The sequence below is a fragment of the Agrobacterium sp. DKPNP3 genome (genome assembly GCF_052686535.1).
In genome coordinates, this window is the sequence record NZ_JBQYSN010000010.1 from 67,945 (window position 1) to 85,974 (window position 18,030).

The window sequence follows — 18,030 nt, forward strand, 5'->3', positions numbered from 1 at the left end:
CACACCATGGCGATACGCCGAAGGCCATCCTCTCCCCTCGCGATCACTAATCAAGATATTTCCATCACAACTTCTTTACCGCTGCGGCCTTCTTGGCTTAAGGACAATTTATCGCCGGGGGGAGACGGGCGATCAGACGGGCGTGCCGGTTGGCGCCATCCATCGATCCGCCGCTTCCCCCCGCGTCCTTCTTTCCGGTTCAGGACAAACCCATGGAAATTTTTACAGCCGCCGGCTTCACGGCATTCTTGCAGGTCATCGCAATCGACCTCGTCCTGGCGGGCGACAACGCCATCGTCATCGGCCTTGCGGCCGCCGGCCTGCCCGCCCATCTCCGCCGCAAGGCGATCCTCGTCGGCATCATCGCCGCCACCGTGCTGCGTATCGGTTTTGCCGCCATCACCGTGCAGTTGCTCTCAATCGTCGGTCTCCAGCTTTTCGGCGGCCTGTTGCTCGCCTGGGTATGCTGGAAGATGTGGTCGGAACTGCGCGAGGCCGCAGGCTCAATGGAAGACGAGGTCACCGACGAAGAGGCCGACCTGACGAAGGGTCACAAGACCTTCTTCCAAGCGGCGACCCAGATCGTGATTGCCGATGTTTCGATGTCCCTCGACAACGTCCTTGCCGTCGCCGGCGCTGCGCAGGAACATGTCACCGTGCTGATTATCGGCCTTGTCGTTTCGATCGCGCTCATGGGGCTCGCCGCCAACTTCGTCGCCAAGCTGCTGCACCGCTACCGCTGGATTTCCTATCTCGGCCTCATGGTCATTATCTATGTGGCGCTGAACATGCTTTATCACGGCACGATCGAGGTTCTGCCTTACATCAGGCCCTACCTCGGCTGAGACCGCCATTCAAGATGACACCACAAAGGCCCGGAAACGCCCGTTTCCGGGCCTTTTCATTGGCCGATCGGCGCATACGGCCGCTCCCGTTTCGACCGGCTGCAGAACAGGAAGAATCGGTCGCCACGGTGGCTTTCGAAAATGGACAAGACAGGGAAATCATCAATTTTTGCCAATGGTTTCTGCCAGTTGAGGTCAGCCACGGGCAAGCCTAGGGAGTTAGTTAGAGAGTCATAATAATAAAAAGAAAGGTAAAGCTGCCAATGGCTTATGACTGGAGTGGCGGGCGAACCCGCCGCCTTCGCAGGGTAAGGCTCGGCGTTGTCGCCAGCTCCCTTATCCTGCTGGCGCTTCTAGCGTCGCTCGTTCTTGGTTGAACGCGCCACGCGCGCACTTCCACGCTGACCGGCGGCATGGCAAGGTTTCAGAAACCGCCCTGCCGCCGCTCCATGGCTCCGCCGCCGCTCAGGATTTCTTCACATCAACGCAGTGAGTCGGCTGTTTCATCTCCGGATCAGCCATCACGTCGTAGAGATCCGCCTCGTCCCCCTTCGACCACCAGACATAGACGCCGCTCTCATATCGCGCGCCGGACCCGGAAATGACATTGGCGGCAACGGTCACGCCACTTTTCAGCCCAAGCCGCACGAGACTGATATCACCCGCATTGAAATAGACGGCCTCGACCTTGTCGGACCCGCACTGGTAAGTGGTCTCAACCTTCTCGACCACCGTGTCTTTCGTGAGCGGAATCACCAGATCGTCCGCCATGGCGGCGGGCGCGGCGAACAGGCTGACGGTTGCGAGGGTGAGCAGGGTTGCTGATTGTTTCATGATGGCCTCTCCGGTTTCCTGACATAGGTGACGCCAGTATAGCCAAAATATGGCAGGGGTGTCCTTACGTATAAAATATGCATTACGACAATACCCCGGCCACACTGACGCAGGATATTCAGGAATTTTCTTTAATACTTATATATCGAGGCAGATTCAGCGAAACAGCCAATAAACGACGCCAAGGATAACGGTCCACATCAGCAGGGATATGGCGAGAACCGTGAGATAATTTCGAAATCGTCTTGTCATCCGCCCACTTGCCGGCGGGACCTATTGGAATGCCGCCGAAGTTGAATTGCTGGATGCGGGTCGAGCCGCAGCGTCAACCCGTCTTTATCAAGAGAATAAATCGCAAGCCATTCACAGATCTTACCCCTAAAACGGGGTGGTCCAAGTCACGCTGTTTCCGGCAGCAAGACGTCCGCAAGCCGGTCGTGAGCGGGGATGTTACGCCACCCTTGTTCGCCGGCAACGGCAGAAAGGGTATAAACATCAAGGCCGGCGTAGTTCGGACACGCCCCGACCGTCCTGGATTAAGCACTGGCGCGGGTAGACACTGATCAACCCGCGCCAGCTTACGTCAGCTCTTGAGCGCCGTATTGCACAGGCTCCAATAACCGCCACCCTTCTGGATCCACTTGAGATCACCGAGCGTGCCGTCATTTTTGTTCTTGTGATAGGAGTCGACGCAGGTCTTCAGCCGGGCCTTAGCCGGGGTTTCGCTGGAGTATTTTTTATCGACAGCACTCGGGAAAGCCACGCCCTTCGGGGCCTTCATCGTCGGTTTTTCAGGCTCTTTTTCAGTCGTCGCAGCGACCTGCTTGTCATCGGCTGCATCTTCGGCGGCGGCTTCGCTGCCGCAGAACTTCGCTCGATAGTCGTTCCACTTGATATCCTTGGCGGAACCGTCGGCTTTCGCCGCCTGATATTTCACGCTGCACTCCTTCATGGTGAGTGCGGCCGCGGGGGAAACGAACGCCGCCGATGCCAGCAGCGCGAATGAGGAGAGAATGACAGCCTTGTTAAACATGGAAGACTCCCGTGTGCATGATTGCCGGGCGACTATCCGACCGGATTTTCCACTTGTCAACGAGCAGCGCAGCAGGCGTGCAATGCCCTGATGAAGCCGGATAAAACGGCCTAGCTGGGCGTGAGATGCGGTCGCCGTCGCATGCAACGTGTAGTCGGGATAACCTCCATCAAGAATCACGTATTCGTGTGAAGTCAATCCCTCACCGGAACGAAATTCCTAAATTTTCGTTAGCATCTCGAACGAATAACGAGGATTTATCGATGTTGAGGATGCCGAAGACTATCTCCGCGCTCGCTCTTGGCGTCGCATTATCTGCCGCTTCAATCGCGCCCGCCAATGCCCTGAGCCTTATTCAACCCGCCTACGAAACGAAGGCCCAGCCGTCCGACCAGCGAGGCTACCCCGCGACCGCTTTTGCAGCCGGAAAAGGCGAAGACGCCACATTGGAGGGCTACGCCCTCTCACAGAGCGAAATCAACCACGTCAAATGGTGCGCTGCGCGTTACGCATCCTACCATCCGACAGACAATAGCTATATGGCGCCCACCGGCAGCCGTACCCAGTGTCGCTCGCCCTATTAACGGGCAAGCGGCGCAACGCTTCCGCGAAAACAAGATAAAATTTACCTTAAATTCGATTGATCTGAACCTTTTCAACCGGCCGCCGTTTGACACGCAAGCGAATGGGGAAAGCATGATGTTGTGGAATTTGGACAAATTGAATCAAGAGCGCATTGACCTGATTGAGGTTATCGGCGCGCTGCGTCGTGCGGAGCGCATGGCGACCCATGATCGTGCGACGATCTTCGAGGAAATAACTGCCCATATGAGCAGGTTGAGCGAATTGGATGCCGAAAGACTGCGGCTTCAGTCGACCCTGGAGCCCTCCTGAAGCCAAGAATGGTCGCTTCCTGGCCAAGCCGCTGCGTCAGGTTACGCGCACACAATAAGCCCGAAAACCAAACGAACGCGCAAACACCAGCTGATTGTATAAATTTTTGGAAAGTTTGGAGCGGGTAGCGGGAATCGAACCCGCGTATTCAGCTTGGAAGGCTGCTGCTCTACCATTGAGCTATACCCGCGGTGGTGATTTCGATCCGTGCAGAATGGTGGAGGGAGTTGGATTTGAACCAACGTAGGCGTAGCCAACGGATTTACAGTCCGTCCCCTTTAACCACTCGGGCATCCCTCCAGCTTTCTGCTAGGATCGAGCGACCAAGCTCTTCAGATTTCGCTGCGGCGAAGCGCCGTTGCGTCGTCTGTGGCGCGTATATGACGGCCTCGTTCGTTTCTGTCAACACGCCCTTTCACGAATTTTCTGGAAAAAATTCAAACCGCTTTGCCGCCCTGTGGATTATCGCGGGGGCTGGTGCGCGGCTGCTCGCGGAGATATAAGGCGCCATGAGCAAAGACGATACCAATAACAAATCCACCCGCGACACGCACTACGCCAACCTGCGCCGTGCCGTGCGCGACGCCAAGCGTGAGCGTGGCGAAATTCCGACCCCGCAGCAGCCGAAGCGCCGCAACCGTGGCGCAGACGACTGGAAGCCGCCGCAGCTGGCGCCGGATCAGGTTCATCTCTATGGCCTTCACACCGTGCGCGCCGCGCTCGCCAATCCCGAGCGGCAGATCGTCAAGCTCTCCGTCACCCAGAATGCCTTCGCGCGGCTGGACATCGGTGAAGCGGAGGCGCAGCCATTCCCGGTTGAGATTGTCTCGCCTCAGGATATCGACCGCGTGCTCGGCCCGGAAGCGATCCATCAGGGCGTAATGCTGGAAACCCGACCGCTGCCGGTCAAGCGGCTCGGCGCGCTGAAGGACAGCCCGCTCATTCTCGTGCTCGATCAGGTCACCGATCCGCACAATGTCGGCGCCATCATGCGCTCGGCAGTCGCCTTCAACGCCGGGGCGGTCATTACCACAATGCGTCACAGCCCGACCGAGTCGGGCGTGCTGGCAAAATCGGCATCCGGCGCGCTGGAACTCATTCCCTATATCCAGATCACGAACCTGGCGGATGCGCTGGGCGAGTTGCATAAACTCGGTTTCTTCTCCGTCGGACTGGATTCGGAAGGCCCTGCCCCCATCGAGCAGACGTTCAGCGGTGAAAAAATTGCGCTGGTTCTCGGCGCCGAGGGCAAGGGGCTGCGGCAGAAGACCCGCGAAACAGTGTCCGCGCTCGCCCGTCTCGATATGCCAGGCGAGATCAAATCGCTCAACGTTTCGAACGCCGCAGCGATCGCGCTTTATGCAACGCAGCAATTTCTGGGCAAAGCGTCGGCCTGACGCTTTCCCTTCCTTGCGAAATGGAAACGCGCATCGCATGCTGCGCCTTTGTCATTGCGCACGGAGAATATCTCAACATGACTGAGCAGACCATTAAACCGACCGGCGAGCTGACGTTGCGAACGCTCGCCATGCCGGCCGACGCCAATCCGGCCGGTGATATTTTCGGCGGCTGGGTCATGTCTCAGATGGACTTGGCAAGCGGCATCCGCGCCGCAGAACGGTCCCGCTGTCGCGTGGTCACGGCCGCAGTCAAGGAAATGGCCTTTGAACTGCCGGTGAAGATCGGCGATACGCTATCCATCTACACCGATATCGCCCGCGTCGGACGCACCTCCATTACGCTGACTGTCGAAGCCTGGGCGCAGCGCTCCCGCTACGACAAGCTGGAAAAGGTAACGGCTGGCACCTTCATCATGGTGGCCATGGACGAAAACGGACAGCCGACCCCCATTCCCGCTGCGGAGTAACCACCGCGAACTCGGGTGGCGACGTCGCCACCCCTCACCCATCGCCTACTGGAAACCTAAGGTGCCAAGCGCCCCCTCACGCCTGGCCGACAATTGGCGCCGAGGGAAACGCCGCGCAATAGAAGGCAATATTCGCCATGAAGCGATCGGCAAAATCGAATGCGGAGTTTGGTGGAAACAGCCTGACGCCATGCCAGGCTGTGTTTACCGGCGATAGACTAAACGCCGCGCTCAGAACATCGTGTTGCTGTTCGCTGCATTTTCCGGAACGGGCTGGATCACGTCCCAATGTTCGGTGATCTTGCCGTCGGTCACACGGAAAATATCGACGATGGCCGTGCCGCGGTCACCATCATTTTCCGTCGAATGAATGTGCAGATAGACCAGATCACCATCCGTCGCGCTGCGCACGATCCGGGCTTTTGACTGCGGATTTTCCTTGAAGAAACCGGTGAAGTAATTGACGAAGGGCGCCTTTCCATCCGGTACCATGGGATTGTGCTGCTTGTAGCTATCGACAAGCATCGTAGCTCCCTTCTCCACCTCATGCTTGTTGAAGACCGTGTCGTAAAACTCGATCACCAGCTTGCGATTGGCTTCTTCCTGGCCGAAATCCCGCTTTGCGGTTTCGGCCAGCAGCGGTCCGGCCATTAACCCCGGTGCAAGCGCGAGCGTGACGACAGCGAGGCGACGTGTGAGAAAATTCATGGATCGCACCTTTCAATAACCGACGGTAAAACGCTGACGGGAATGCTGCGGCTTCTCGATTTCATCGACAAGCGCGACGGCATAATCTTCAAAGGAAATGCGGCTCCCCGCCTCGTTGCTGAGAAGACTATCCTTGCCGATGCGGAATTTGCCCGTTCGGTCCCCCGGCACGAATTCGGCTGATGGTGACAGGAAGGTCCAATCGAGTTCCTTTTCATGCTTCAGCAGATCCAGAAACTCGGCGCCCTTGGTCGCCTCGGCCTTATAGGCGGCCGGGAAATCCGGCAGGTCGACCACGCGTTGGCCCGGTGCGATTTCGAGGCTTCCGGCACCACCGACTACAAGATACCGCGGAACGCCGGAGGCCCGCACGGCCTCGATCAGCGTCTTCGGATCACTCGCCGTAAAATGGACCGAGCTGATCACGGCATCGTGACCCCTCAAAAGCGCGGCAAGCGCTTCACCATCGAACACATCGCCCGTCTTTGCCACCACGCCGCGCAGGGTGGCAATTTTTTCGGGGTGGCGGGCGATCGCCGTCACCTCATGTCCCCGGTCGGAAAGCTCCTTCAGAATACGGGACCCGGCATTGCCGGATGCACCGATGAGCGCGATTTTAGCCATGACATCTTTCCTCTTGTGAATATCGTTATCGGTCTAATTTATAGACCGCGAGAAACAGCTATGGTATCCCAGCGCTGGCCGCAAGAAGTCAGCGGCGGCTGATCTGGTCACATGGCAATGACCTACATGGCGACGGGCACAGGAATAGGATATGGCGCAAACGCAAACCAAAGAGTCATTCAACTTTGAGCAGCCCTGTCCTATCCGGGATGTGCTGGACCGTATTGGCGATCAATGGAGCCTGCTTGTTCTGGAAGCCCTGCAGGGCGGCGTGCAGCGTTTCAACGAGTTGAACCGCAAAATTGACGACATTTCCAAGCAGATGTTGTCCCGCACGCTCAAACGGCTGGAAGAAGACGGCTTCATCCGACGCACGGTTTACGCCGAGGTTCCTCCGCGGGTGGAATATGAACTGACCAGTCTCGGCCGCTCGTTTCTGGTGCCGATGCAGCTGCTCGTGCAATGGGCAGACGAGAACCATGTCCGCATCTGCAAGGCCCGCCTGCACTATTCCGAGAACGATAGTCGGAGTTGACGGGAAAGCGCCGCGGAGTGCGTCGTGCTCCATGGTCTCCTCGAGGATCTCGAGAAACAGCTCGTCGCGCCGGTCAAGGATACTATCGTCAAAACTTGGCGTCGTTTCAGTAATCATCCCTTGGAGGAACCCCTGGCGGTTGAACGCCTGGGCCCTCCCTGAAAACCAGCCGCGTCTATCCCAGCCGGTAAGCCTTACAAACCAACCCGTCCGACTGGCGATAGGTCGTGAAGCCCATGGCCTCATAATAGGCCTGCCCCAGCAGGTTGTCGGCACCGATGCTGGCGTCGATATTCTGGAGACCTTTCGTTTCCGCCGCCTGACGCGTCGCCAAAAATAGTGCGGAACCGACGCCTTTTCTCGCCGCCCGCGGACTTACATGGGTGCCGATGATGCCCCAGCCTTGCGCAACACCATAGGGATTGTCCGGTCGCGCATAGCGCAACGACTGAAACCCAAGGATACGCCCATCCTCGTCTTCGGCGACCGAGCATTCGATACGGTCGGAGTGCTCGATATAATTTGCCAGCACCGTGGTGACATCCGTCGGCGCTTTGCGCAGGCCAGCCGAAAATATCTCGTTCTGGACCTCGGCCATCGCTGCTGCATCATCGCTCGTTGCGGGCCGTATTTTCATCGGCAAATTACCTCACATATCTTGAGATCAATCTCGAATCGCGATCAAGCCGCTTTTGCTTCGGCGCGGTGTCCGCACCAGTTTATGGCTCGAAATCGCCGTTCGCCAAAGCGGAATCGATTTCCGCCGAGTTCAAGGGACCGACACCATCCGCGCCGCAACGCATTCGCGCGGATATCGTTCCCGGCTCTTCGTTTCCTTTTTGTACTCATTTTTTCATCGCCTCCCCTTCACTTTGCGACTGACTCCCTCCATATTTCGCCCATGGCCAGATCACCGAAAAACTCCACCTCCTCGCGTCAAGGCTTCGAGGAAGCTCCGCAATCGTCCTTTGAAGGTGCGCCGCTCAGCGGCAGCGTCGCCGATTGGGTGAAGCAGCTGGAGGCCGAAGCCGAAGCCGGCTCCGTGGAAACGCAACGGGAAATTGCTTCGAAAGCGGGCAAGCACCGCAAGAAGATCGAAATCGAAGCGCGCAAGGAAGCACAGAAAGCGGCTTCGAAGACGGCGAAAAACACCACGGCCTCCAAGACGGCGCGCGGTGTATCGATCGGCGCATCAAGCGACCCGAAGACCCGTGCCGCCGCCGGTCTTAACCCAGTCGCGGGCATGGATGTGTCCCTTGAAGAAGCGGCGAGCCTCGCGCCCGGCTCTGTGACCGCGACTGTCGATGCGCTGTCGAAGCTGATCGAGAGCGGCAACCCGCTGTTCAAGGACGGCAAGCTGTGGACGCCGCACCGCCCGGCCCGCCCGCCGAAATCGGAAGGCGGCGTGCCGATCCGCATGGCTTCGGAGTACAAGCCCGCAGGTGATCAGCCGACAGCCATTGCCGACCTTGTCGAAGGCATCAATTCAGGCGAGCGCAGCCAGGTGCTGCTGGGTGTTACCGGATCGGGCAAGACTTTCACCATGGCAAAGGTGATCGAGGAAACGCAGCGACCAGCCGTCATCCTCGCGCCCAACAAGACGCTGGCGGCGCAGCTCTATTCGGAGTTCAAGAACTTTTTCCCCGACAATGCGGTGGAATATTTCGTCTCCTACTACGATTATTATCAGCCCGAAGCCTATGTGCCGCGCTCCGACACGTTCATCGAGAAAGAGTCCTCGATCAACGAGCAGATCGACCGCATGCGCCACTCCGCCACCCGCTCGCTGCTGGAACGGGACGACTGCATCATCGTCGCCTCGGTCTCGTGCATCTATGGTATCGGCTCGGTTGAAACCTATACGGCCATGACCTTCCAGATGCAGGTGGGCGACCGCTTGGACCAGCGGCAGCTTCTCGCCGACCTCGTTGCCCAGCAATACAAACGTCGCGACATGGATTTCCAGCGCGGCTCCTTCCGCGTGCGCGGCGATACCATCGAAATCTTCCCCGCCCACCTTGAGGATGCCGCCTGGCGCATCTCGATGTTCGGCGACGAGATCGATTCGATCACGGAATTCGACCCGCTGACCGGCCAGAAGACCGGCGACCTGCAATCGGTCAAGATTTACGCCAACTCGCACTATGTCACGCCGCGTCCAACCCTGAATGGCGCGATCAAGTCGATCAAGGAAGAGCTGAAAGGCCGCCTTGCCGAGCTGGAGAAGGCAGGACGCCTGCTGGAAGCCCAGCGGCTGGAACAGCGCACGCGCTACGACATCGAGATGCTGGAAGCGACTGGTTCCTGCGCCGGGATTGAAAACTATTCGCGTTATCTCACCGGCCGCAACCCCGGTGAGCCCCCGCCGACTTTGTTCGAATATATCCCTGACAATGCACTGCTGTTCATTGATGAAAGCCATGTTTCCGTCAGCCAAATCGGCGGCATGTATCGCGGCGACTTCAGGCGAAAGGCGACGCTGGCCGAATATGGCTTCCGCCTGCCCTCCTGCATGGACAACCGCCCACTGCGCTTCGAGGAATGGGATGCGATGCGCCCGCTCACCGTCGCGGTTTCGGCCACCCCCGGCTCATGGGAACTGGAACAGTCCGGCGGCGTCTTCGCCGAACAGGTCATCCGTCCGACAGGACTGATCGATCCGCCGGTGGAGGTACGCTCCGCCCGCAGCCAGGTGGACGACGTTCTCGGCGAAATCCGCGAGACCGCCGCCAAGGGTTACCGCACGCTCTGCACCGTGCTGACGAAACGTATGGCCGAGGACCTCACCGAATATCTGCATGAACAGGGCGTTCGCGTCCGTTACATGCACTCCGACATCGACACGCTGGAGCGCATCGAGATCATCCGCGACCTGCGCCTTGGCGCTTTCGACGTTCTCGTCGGCATCAACCTGCTGCGCGAAGGTCTCGACATCCCGGAATGCGGTTTTGTCGCGATCCTCGACGCCGATAAGGAAGGTTTCCTGCGTTCGGAAACCTCGCTGATTCAGACTATCGGCCGCGCCGCCCGTAACGTTGACGGCAAGGTCATCCTCTATGCCGACAATATCACCGGTTCGATGAAGCGGGCGATGGAGGAGACCGCCCGCCGCCGCGAAAAGCAGATGGCCTACAATGCGGAACACGGCATTACGCCGGAATCGGTAAAGGCGAAAATTTCCGATATTCTCGATTCGGTTTACGAGCGCGACCACGTCAGGGCCGATATATCGGGCACATCAGGCAAGGGCTTCGCCGATGGCGGCCACCTCGTCGGCAACAATCTTCAGGCCCACCTCAACGCGCTGGAAAAATCCATGCGCGACGCCGCGGCCGACCTCGACTTCGAAAAGGCCGCCCGCCTGCGCGACGAGATCAAACGCCTCAAAGCCGCCGAACTCGCCACCATGGACGACCCCATGGCCAAGGAAGAGGCGCGCGCTATTGAAGGCGGCGGTAAAAACAACAGACGAAGCCACTCGTCTATCTCCTCCGCTGACGGGGAGACGTCCGCTAGAACAGAGGGGGGTGAGCCACACGCCGCAACCTCCCTCTTCGCCAAACCCTCGCTGGACGAAATGGGCCCCGGCTCGGACGCGGGAAAGCCGCTGTTTCGCAGGAATACGCTGGACGAAATGACCGTGGGCAGAACCGAAAAGCCCGTGCGCGGCGCGGTGCCCGACAAGCCCGAAACCCAGGCAGGAAAACGCTTCTCACCGCTGCTGGAGGGACAGCCGGAGCGCGCCACGGACGATTCACGACCGTTGGTCCGCGGCAAAATCGGTGCGGGCTCCTATGAGGATGCCGGAGAACAGAAGCGCAAAAGCAGGACGAAGGGCAAGACGGGCCGGCCGGGTCGATGAGCGGTAGGTGACGTGAGAAGAACGTAATCGGGACGACAGAATACGGGGAGGAATATTAATGCATCGACATGGCCTCGCCGCATCGCTCCTCCTCCTTTTCGCCAGCTCCGCTCTTGCCGGACAAATCGAAAACGCCACCTTCCATAGTGCCGCCCTCAATGCGCCGCTTGCCGTGAACATCTACCGCCCCGATGGCGCGCCGCCTGACAATGGCTGGCCCGTACTTTATCTGCTGCACGGCCATGATGGCGACGAGAACAGCTGGCGCGACCTCGGCAATATAGAGAAGACGCTTGATACGCTCATAGCAGCAGGCGCTATCCGTCCGCTCGTTGTCGTGATGCCGGGCGTGAAGAATAGTTGGTATGTGGATTCCGCGGCCGTCGGCGGCCCCGGCGATTACGAAACGGCCTTGACCGGCGACCTCCGTCACCAGATTGAGAAAACGCTTCCGGTGCGGAAAGATCGGGAAGGTCGCGCCATCGCCGGGCTTTCCATGGGCGGTTTCGGCGCGCTGCATCTCGCCTATGGCCACGAGGACCTTTACGGCGCCGTTGCAAGCCTCTCCGGCGCCATATGGCAGAATGTTCCCGCATCCGATCTGGACAAGACCCCGGCCGAACTCAAGCTCATTCAGGACAGCGCCTTTTTTCATCAGGTCGATCGCACCACCTTCACAAGCGGTATCGTCCTGCCGTCAACCGGCGACCACTTCTCCGGTGCTTTCGGCACCCCTTTCGATGCGCGTCTGTTCAATGAAAAGAACGTTTTCACCCTCGTTGCCCAGCATGTTGCCGAGAGTGAGGATTTGCCTGCCACCTATCTGACGGTTGGCGACGATGACGGTTTCTTCCTCTGGCGCGGCGCCATCGCCCTGCACGAGACATTGCAGGCCGACAAGCGCAAATCCGAACTGCGGGTAACCGACGGCGACCACGTCTGGTCCCTCTGGAAGGTCTCCATCATCGATGCCTTGAAATTTATCGACGGAGAATGGGACAAGTCGGCCGACGTCGCCAGCGACTAATAGCTCGCTCCCGTGCCGACTCGTTCATGTCGCGGATCGCTTCTTCCCGGCTTTCTTGTCCCCATTCAGCGCCACCGCAGCCCTGATCAGCGCCGCCAGCGCTTCCTCATTGACGCTATCCCCTTCGTGAAAGTCGATCGCGCGCCGCGTGTTTCCTTCCAGACTGGAGTTGAACAGACCGGACGGGTCTAGCAGCGATGCGCCCTTTGCGAATGTCATCTTGACGGTAGCCTTGTAGGTTTCTCCCGTGCAAAGCATACCCGCATGCGACCACACCGGCACGCCGCGCCATTTCACCTCTTCAACGACGTCAGGATCAGCCTTTCTGATGACCGCGCGAATTTGCGCGAGCGTAAGGCCGCGCCAGTCGCCAAGTTCCGCAATCTTTCGGTCGATGATGTCAGACGCCGCGATTTCCTCCGCATCTTTTTCAGTTACCATTTTTGCCATGACGCCTCCCGATGCAAGCTTGGTACGTCCGCAAACAGCTACACCGGTTTCCAGCTTAAACCAAATTTTCCTTTCCTCTAACGCGGAACCAAATTGGCCTTCTGCCGTTTCCTCCCCGAACGCAATGTTCAGCATACAAAGGGAAGAAATATCATGAAAATCAATGTCATCGCTCTCGCTGCCGCAGCAGCGCTTACCTCTTCCGTGGCCTTTGCCCAGACGGCAACCACGGCCCCTGCTGCTGGCGCGGACGCCACCCTGTCCGGCCCTGGAATCACCATGGGCACCAAGGCAAACGGCCCGCTGAAGTTCATCAACGTTCAGAAGACGGACCTCACGGCCTCCCAGCTTGATGGCATGGACATCTACAATGCCCAGAACGAAAACATCGGCGAGATCGAAGATGTCGTTATCGGCGACGGCAAGACCGTGATCGGTCTGGTTGCCAGCGTCGGCGGCTTCCTCGGTATCGACAAGAGCTACGTCGTTCTCGACCCGGCCTCGGTCGCCGTCAATAACGATAACGGCACGTGGAAGGCCTATGTCGACACGACGAAGGACGCGCTGCAGAACGCCCCCAAGCTCGATTATGACAAGCTGGACGACTGATTACCCCTGCGGTCGCACACTTGTCTCCCCCGCGCCGAGGCGCGGGGGTTTTCGTATGAGCATTATCCGAACCGAGATCCCATCGGCGGCCAACATTTCCTTGTCTGGCCCGCCTGCCCTCGACTATCTTCGGCACGCAAATCACCAAGGATCAACGCGTGCCCGCCCATAAGTTCTTCCCCCTTTTCGTCAGCGCCGCCCTTCTGGTGAGCGCGATTCCACTCTCGGCGCAGACCGGCTGGAAACCCGCCGAGCAGATAAAGACCTATGCCATCAGTGGCGGTTCGGGCGGGGCGCTGTATCAGTCAATCGGCGAACGCGGCCCGATGGCCGGGGTACAGGCCATTGCCCACACGACCTTCAAGCTCACCTGGCGTCGGGATTATCGCCCGCAGCCGGATGGTGCCTGTGTGCTCGCCAGCGCCAGACCCAATCTGACGATCATTTACACGTGGCCGAAAGCGCCTACCAATCTGCCGCTCGCCGTCGCTGCCAGCTGGAAAACCTTCATCACGGGGGTCGAAACCCATGAGCGCGTGCATGGCGACCATATTCTCGACATGGTGAAGAAGATCGAGGCCTTCAGCATCGGCCTGAGGGCGGAAGACGATCCCAAATGCCAGAAGGTGCGCGCCGTCTTGCAGCAGCGGCTTGGCGAACTCTCCAACGAACAGCGCCAGCGCGGTCGCGATTTCGACCGGGACGAGCTTTCTCCCGGTGGACGGGTGCACCAGCTTATTCTCGCGCTCGTCAACGGCCCCTGAAACAGGCTATTCCGCCGCCTCGCCTTTCAGCAGCGGCTCTGCAAGCGTGACGCTCTCCAACTCGTAGGAGTAGCCCTCGAGCATCGTGTAAGCCTGCTCGATCGCCTCGATCTGCGCTTCGGCATTGCGGATCGCCTCGGCGATGGACTGGCTGCGGGCGCGCAGCATGGAGCTCAGCACGTCGGTGTCGGGCTTGCGGCCGAGGCGGTCCATATGCTTGCGAACCCGTGTACGGTGCCGTTCGAGTTCTAGGATATGAAAGCGACTTTTCAGAATGTCGTCGGTCAGCTTGCGTCGCATGGCGGCGACGGGATCGAAGCTGCCGGGCTCGCGCTCGTCCAGAATGAATTCATTGACCAGCGTCTCCAGCATCAGCAGGCCCTTCAGGTCCTTGGCGTCGGCCAGCTGCGGATCATAGCCGGTATCGTCGAACACCTTGCGCCGCACGGGATCCTTGAGAAGCTCATAGGCGGTTTGCAAACGTGCGAACTGTTCGGCATCGCCGCCGCTGTCAGGATGCGCCGCCTTTGCCACCTTGCGGTAGGCAGACTTGATCGCCGCCTCGTCGGCATCGCGCTCCACGCCAAGCAAAACATAGGGATCAATCACAAAAACACCTTCAGACGCATACTCTCACCCGCAGACCTGCCATCAATCTCGCATGCCTCACAGATGGATCATAAGCCAAATCCACCCAACGCGGCACCCCGCGCCAGCGGTTAAACCGGCAAAGCCCACATAAAAGCCTCGCGTCGCGCCGCGGTACGACCGGCGCAATGCCCTTGATGCCGAAATTTGTCGGACCCAAGGCGACTATAGCGACAGGCGGGACAAAATTGTGGAAAGCGGCAGCAAAACATATCCCGCGCTTCATCACGGCATACGCCGGAAACGTTTGCAAACAACACAGGAAAGGTGGCAGACGAACGGTTTTCAAGGGGTTATGGCAGAAAGGTGCCAACAGGTGTAAGCTTGTTTTTTGGATCAAGGGAGGACGATCCGGTGCCGCAAACCATTACTCAGACCGTGACGGACTATGTGCATGCCGTGGCTTATGCCGATGAAAGCCTGATGCGTGATGTCTTCGACCCACGCGCCAGTATCGTCGGAAACTTTCGGGGTGAAATCGAATGGCTGTCTCTGGAGGACTTCATCGATCAGTTGCGCAGCAGCGAACGCGGCCTGCCCGATCATGATCCCGCTTTCGAGATCATCGGCATTGACAAGGAGGGCGACAGCGCCTCGGTCAAGGTGACGACGCGCTTCGACGGCATGGACTTCTATGAATATCTGTCGCTGCTGGAACGTGACGGCAACTGGTCGATCGTCCACAAGCTTTATCATATCAGGCCATAGGCAGGAGTTGGGCCGGCGCAACATCGTCAGCTTCTCGACTGTCGCGGCAGGCAACGACCTAAAAAAGGTCGCTGTAAATTGCCGTGATCCAGATCGCGTCGAAAAGCAGCCATACCACACCGAGCCACATGATCGTGCGGCTATTGTCGGTCCTCATCGCCACGAGTGCGATGAGCAGCCCGCAGACGATCCGCACGAGATACCATGGCCCAAGCTGTTCGAAATGCTGCCTTCCCTTGATGTAAGTATCCATCAGATCGAACACGAAGGAGGCCGCAAAAAGCGCAAAAAACGCATGTCGCCGTCGCAGGAAAAAACTCTCCCGCTCAGCCGATTCCTGAATATGGTCGGGGTAAAGCAGCGTCGACATCAGGAAGAAAATCGACGTGTAAACGAGGACAAAAATGTAAATCCAGAAATTCCAGTTCTGGATGAGCCGCAAGGCAAATTCCCACCACCAGAAATGCACGGCCCCGAGAAGCAGGGCAATCGACCAGACGATCTGGGCATGGGTGCGGTCGGTTTTCTGCGGCTCCTGCAGCCGCCTTGAAAGGCCGGACAGAACGCGGGTAATTGCGAGGCCAAGGATAAGGCTGACCAATATCCGCAAATGACCATAGGCATCCATCACAACCGCCCGCTTCTCGTCCATCTCTTGATCGAGAAGATACGCTGAAAGCAACCGGCTTTACAACTCTGGGCGATACCCAGCGCGTAGTGCCCTCGTCTTCTGGTGGGCCCACGGCGCGGTGTTTTCATCAAATGGATTAACAGGCCCGTGCGGCTGCCGATCAGCAGGCGCAGTCAACCAGAAATATCGCAGTGAAAGGATTGATTTCACTGGTGCCCCCGGCAGGGTTCGAACCCGCGACCCCCTTGATTACGAATGTGGGGCCGACCTTTGAAATCGTTGAGCCGCGTTCCTCAATAGCCGCCCGTTCCCGGTTTTTCAAGGGAACGCGTCATACTGACCGGCTTACGAGAGCAACACATGCCATTGCCACCGTTGTGAAGCTACTGCCGCCAAAATTTCTGAAGCGAACAGATACGATGTCAGCGGCTGAAACCCTCACCGCCATGATGCCCAAGTTGCTTGCAAGAGACTCGTTCGGATTGAAGATGACGTGATCACCAATCGCCGCGCCTGGCACGTTGATCGTCGCAGTACCTTCAGCACCCGCTGCGATCGTCGGTATCGTGATTGGACCATCATAGCGAAGGCGATTCGTGATACGCACGCCAGCGGCCTTCATTTTCGACCACGTCACCTTGCGGTCTGGCGCGCCCGGATTCGAAACATCTGCAACATAAAAGAGATCGCCATCGGCCAGCGCATCGATCTCGGTGAGGTCTTGAACTTTCGTCACTGACGCTGCCCCTTCTCAATCCTGTCCAGAATGACCTTGATCTCCCGCAGGTCACCTGACTGCTGGGAGAATGATTTCTGGATTTCTTTGACCGCTTCCGCGGTTCCGCTCGTCGCCTGCTCGTTGCTGGTGAGGCGGTAGTTCAGGTTGTCGGTGACACCGTTGAGCTTGCGCACATCCGTCTCGATGCTTTTCAGCCGTTCATCGGCACGCGCCTCGACAGCCTTCACTTCAGCCAGACGGTTCTTGTGCAGGTCTTCATGAACAGTCCATTTGCTTACCTGCTCTCTCTCCACGCGAGTGATTTCCGCAGAGTTCGACTTAATGTCGTTCTCAACGCGCTCGAAATAGCTGCCTCCCTGCCAGATCGCGGCAAGAGCTGCTGTCAATATCAAGCCGGTGTTGATCATAGAGCCGAAGCGCTGCCACGCGCCCTCCACCTGTTTCAGAGCAGTCATCAGCCTTCTTTCTTCACCGCGCGAATAACCGTGTTCCCGGCCATGTAAAGGCCGGCATAGGTCATGAAAATTGTGAGGAATGTCGGCATATCGAGGCCGATTTCAATCTGCACGCCGATACCCAGCGACCACAGAACAGCGTTCAGCATCGGGCGAACCGCGACGTACCAGGCGATGCAGGCCAGCATCAGCCACATGCCCGCAGGACGCCACAGCCAGCCGAATGATGTGTCCTTGTTCATCTCGGCCAGCATGAGGCGGTTCGCCTCTTTCTGCTGCTCGACTTCGGCAAGGATCAGCTCCGGTGCGATTGTCTCGACATGCCGTACTGCCGCGTCGATTTGCGCGTCTGGCAACGTTGGCAGGTCTTCGGGCTTCACGCCGGCCTGCGCAGCGATCGCATCAATGACCGTCCCGCCAATCTCACCAGCGACACCGCCAATCTGCTTTTCGAGGATCGCCTTGACGGTGGGCGCACCGACACGCACAGCCGCACCGATCAGGATCGAAGCAAGCGCGCTCATGCGGCCACCTCTTTATAGGCTTCCGCCCGTGCGTTGGCGGCGCGGTGCTTGGCGATGAAATAGATGGTTACGACGATACCGATCACACAGACAGCGCCCAGCGCCCAGAGCGTGGCCGCGTCCGTTACGCTGGATGGCTCGACGACAGGAGCGCCGCCGCTGGCCGCAGACGTTGACGCTGTACCGGCCGCCGTCTTCGCCGCCGTGCTGGCCTGCTTTTTGGCGGCCTCAGCTTCCTTGTTCGCTGCGACCTTCACCGCTGCCTCAGACACG

General features: G+C 58.7%; 23 protein-coding genes and 2 tRNA genes. 11 read left to right on the plus strand and 14 right to left on the minus strand.

The genetic code is table 11. From position 1 onward, the window contains the following. Positions 1 to 212: 212 nt before the first annotated feature. Complete coding sequence (locus ACUTJJ_RS04865; protein WP_063949082.1) at positions 213 to 845, plus strand: TerC family protein; 633 nt, start codon at positions 213 to 215, stop codon at positions 843 to 845. A gap of 465 nt (positions 846 to 1,310) precedes the next feature. On the opposite strand, the gene ACUTJJ_RS04870 is transcribed toward ACUTJJ_RS04865, so the two are convergent. Together ACUTJJ_RS04870 and ACUTJJ_RS04875 are read right to left on the minus strand one after the other, a co-directional pair. Further along, the gene (locus tag ACUTJJ_RS04870; protein ID WP_445541450.1) at positions 1,311 to 1,679 is read right to left on the minus strand and encodes an MliC family protein; all 369 of its coding nucleotides are present in this window, start codon (positions 1,677 to 1,679) and stop codon (positions 1,311 to 1,313) included. A 583-nt stretch (positions 1,680 to 2,262) separates the two neighbouring features. After that, entirely contained in the window at positions 2,263 to 2,712 is a 450-nt protein-coding gene (locus ACUTJJ_RS04875) for a hypothetical protein (RefSeq protein WP_063948566.1), read from the minus strand. A gap of 263 nt (positions 2,713 to 2,975) precedes the next feature. On the opposite strand from ACUTJJ_RS04875, the gene ACUTJJ_RS04880 reads away from it, so the two are divergent. Together ACUTJJ_RS04880 and ACUTJJ_RS04885 are read left to right on the plus strand one after the other, a co-directional pair. Further along, positions 2,976 to 3,296, plus strand: a complete 321-nt coding sequence (locus ACUTJJ_RS04880; RefSeq protein ID WP_445541451.1) for a BA14K family protein — start codon at positions 2,976 to 2,978, stop codon at positions 3,294 to 3,296. A gap of 115 nt (positions 3,297 to 3,411) precedes the next feature. Then, positions 3,412 to 3,606: a hypothetical protein gene (locus tag ACUTJJ_RS04885; protein WP_445541452.1), complete on the plus strand. Its 195-nt coding sequence runs from the start codon at positions 3,412 to 3,414 to the stop codon at positions 3,604 to 3,606. Between the two features lie 116 nt (positions 3,607 to 3,722). Here ACUTJJ_RS04885 and ACUTJJ_RS04890 read toward each other — a convergent pair. Then, positions 3,723 to 3,796: transfer RNA gene (locus ACUTJJ_RS04890), tRNA-Gly, on the minus strand. Positions 3,797 to 3,821: 25 nt separating this feature from the next. Then, positions 3,822 to 3,906, minus strand: a tRNA-Tyr gene (locus ACUTJJ_RS04895). Positions 3,907 to 4,115: 209 nt separating this feature from the next. Between ACUTJJ_RS04895 and ACUTJJ_RS04900 the strand changes: the two genes are divergently transcribed. Next, a complete protein-coding gene (locus ACUTJJ_RS04900) occupies positions 4,116 to 5,003 on the plus strand; it encodes a TrmH family RNA methyltransferase (protein WP_209087672.1) in 888 nt (295 codons plus the stop codon). 77 nt (positions 5,004 to 5,080) lie between these two features. Beyond that, positions 5,081 to 5,473 (plus strand): acyl-CoA thioesterase, encoded by a 393-nt coding sequence (locus tag ACUTJJ_RS04905; RefSeq protein WP_063949081.1) that lies wholly within the window; start codon positions 5,081 to 5,083, stop codon positions 5,471 to 5,473. A 231-nt stretch (positions 5,474 to 5,704) separates the two neighbouring features. On the opposite strand, the gene ACUTJJ_RS04910 is transcribed toward ACUTJJ_RS04905, so the two are convergent. Both ACUTJJ_RS04910 and ACUTJJ_RS04915 read right to left on the minus strand, forming a co-directional pair. Further along, positions 5,705 to 6,181, minus strand: a complete 477-nt coding sequence (locus ACUTJJ_RS04910) for a nuclear transport factor 2 family protein (protein WP_445541453.1) — start codon at positions 6,179 to 6,181, stop codon at positions 5,705 to 5,707. Between the two features lie 12 nt (positions 6,182 to 6,193). Then, positions 6,194 to 6,805: an NAD(P)-dependent oxidoreductase gene (locus tag ACUTJJ_RS04915; protein ID WP_063948556.1), complete on the minus strand. Its 612-nt coding sequence runs from the start codon at positions 6,803 to 6,805 to the stop codon at positions 6,194 to 6,196. 151 nt (positions 6,806 to 6,956) lie between these two features. Between ACUTJJ_RS04915 and ACUTJJ_RS04920 the strand changes: the two genes are divergently transcribed. Continuing rightward, positions 6,957 to 7,340 (plus strand): winged helix-turn-helix transcriptional regulator, encoded by a 384-nt coding sequence (locus ACUTJJ_RS04920; RefSeq protein ID WP_445541454.1) that lies wholly within the window; start codon positions 6,957 to 6,959, stop codon positions 7,338 to 7,340. 175 nt (positions 7,341 to 7,515) lie between these two features. Here the strand turns inward: ACUTJJ_RS04920 and ACUTJJ_RS04925 are convergent, their stop codons facing one another. After that, on the minus strand, positions 7,516 to 7,977 hold the full coding sequence (locus ACUTJJ_RS04925) for a GNAT family N-acetyltransferase (RefSeq protein WP_445541455.1): 462 nt from the start codon (positions 7,975 to 7,977) through the stop codon (positions 7,516 to 7,518). A 264-nt stretch (positions 7,978 to 8,241) separates the two neighbouring features. Between ACUTJJ_RS04925 and uvrB the strand changes: the two genes are divergently transcribed. Continuing rightward, entirely contained in the window at positions 8,242 to 11,202 is a 2,961-nt protein-coding gene (uvrB, locus tag ACUTJJ_RS04930) for an excinuclease ABC subunit UvrB (protein ID WP_445541456.1), read from the plus strand. Between the two features lie 58 nt (positions 11,203 to 11,260). Then, a complete protein-coding gene (locus tag ACUTJJ_RS04935) occupies positions 11,261 to 12,229 on the plus strand; it encodes an alpha/beta hydrolase (protein WP_445541457.1) in 969 nt (322 codons plus the stop codon). Between the two features lie 24 nt (positions 12,230 to 12,253). Here ACUTJJ_RS04935 and ACUTJJ_RS04940 read toward each other — a convergent pair whose 3' ends face one another. Beyond that, complete coding sequence (locus ACUTJJ_RS04940; RefSeq protein ID WP_445541458.1) at positions 12,254 to 12,679, minus strand: DUF1801 domain-containing protein; 426 nt, start codon at positions 12,677 to 12,679, stop codon at positions 12,254 to 12,256. 153 nt (positions 12,680 to 12,832) lie between these two features. Between ACUTJJ_RS04940 and ACUTJJ_RS04945 the strand changes: the two genes are divergently transcribed. After that, positions 12,833 to 13,288 carry a PRC-barrel domain-containing protein gene (locus ACUTJJ_RS04945; protein WP_063948546.1) on the plus strand — a complete coding sequence of 152 codons (456 nt, stop codon included), beginning with the start codon at positions 12,833 to 12,835 and terminating at the stop codon, positions 13,286 to 13,288. A 158-nt stretch (positions 13,289 to 13,446) separates the two neighbouring features. Then, positions 13,447 to 14,052 carry a DUF922 domain-containing Zn-dependent protease gene (locus ACUTJJ_RS04950; RefSeq protein ID WP_445541459.1) on the plus strand — a complete coding sequence of 202 codons (606 nt, stop codon included), beginning with the start codon at positions 13,447 to 13,449 and terminating at the stop codon, positions 14,050 to 14,052. 6 nt (positions 14,053 to 14,058) lie between these two features. Here ACUTJJ_RS04950 and ACUTJJ_RS04955 read toward each other — a convergent pair whose 3' ends face one another. Then, positions 14,059 to 14,661: a J domain-containing protein gene (locus ACUTJJ_RS04955; RefSeq protein ID WP_063948542.1), complete on the minus strand. Its 603-nt coding sequence runs from the start codon at positions 14,659 to 14,661 to the stop codon at positions 14,059 to 14,061. 393 nt (positions 14,662 to 15,054) lie between these two features. On the opposite strand from ACUTJJ_RS04955, the gene ACUTJJ_RS04960 reads away from it, so the two are divergent. Further along, positions 15,055 to 15,408 carry a nuclear transport factor 2 family protein gene (locus tag ACUTJJ_RS04960; protein WP_445541460.1) on the plus strand — a complete coding sequence of 118 codons (354 nt, stop codon included), beginning with the start codon at positions 15,055 to 15,057 and terminating at the stop codon, positions 15,406 to 15,408. 58 nt (positions 15,409 to 15,466) lie between these two features. On the opposite strand, the gene ACUTJJ_RS04965 is transcribed toward ACUTJJ_RS04960, so the two are convergent. The 5 genes from ACUTJJ_RS04965 to ACUTJJ_RS04985 all read right to left on the minus strand — a co-directional run. Further along, positions 15,467 to 16,060 (minus strand): hypothetical protein, encoded by a 594-nt coding sequence (locus ACUTJJ_RS04965; protein ID WP_445541461.1) that lies wholly within the window; start codon positions 16,058 to 16,060, stop codon positions 15,467 to 15,469. 310 nt (positions 16,061 to 16,370) lie between these two features. Further along, positions 16,371 to 16,775, minus strand: coding sequence for a hypothetical protein (locus ACUTJJ_RS04970; RefSeq protein ID WP_445541462.1), 405 nt, complete (start codon positions 16,773 to 16,775; stop codon positions 16,371 to 16,373). Next, complete coding sequence (locus ACUTJJ_RS04975; RefSeq protein ID WP_445541463.1) at positions 16,772 to 17,233, minus strand: hypothetical protein; 462 nt, start codon at positions 17,231 to 17,233, stop codon at positions 16,772 to 16,774. The genes ACUTJJ_RS04970 and ACUTJJ_RS04975 overlap by 4 nt, the downstream gene beginning before the upstream one ends. Continuing rightward, positions 17,233 to 17,757, minus strand: coding sequence for a 3TM-type holin (locus tag ACUTJJ_RS04980; RefSeq protein ID WP_445541464.1), 525 nt, complete (start codon positions 17,755 to 17,757; stop codon positions 17,233 to 17,235). Before ACUTJJ_RS04980 ends, ACUTJJ_RS04975 begins: the two co-directional genes overlap by 1 nt. Beyond that, on the minus strand, positions 17,754 to 18,030 hold a 277-nt coding region (locus ACUTJJ_RS04985), incomplete at its 5' end, for a hypothetical protein (RefSeq protein ID WP_445541465.1). The genes ACUTJJ_RS04980 and ACUTJJ_RS04985, both read right to left, overlap by 4 nt.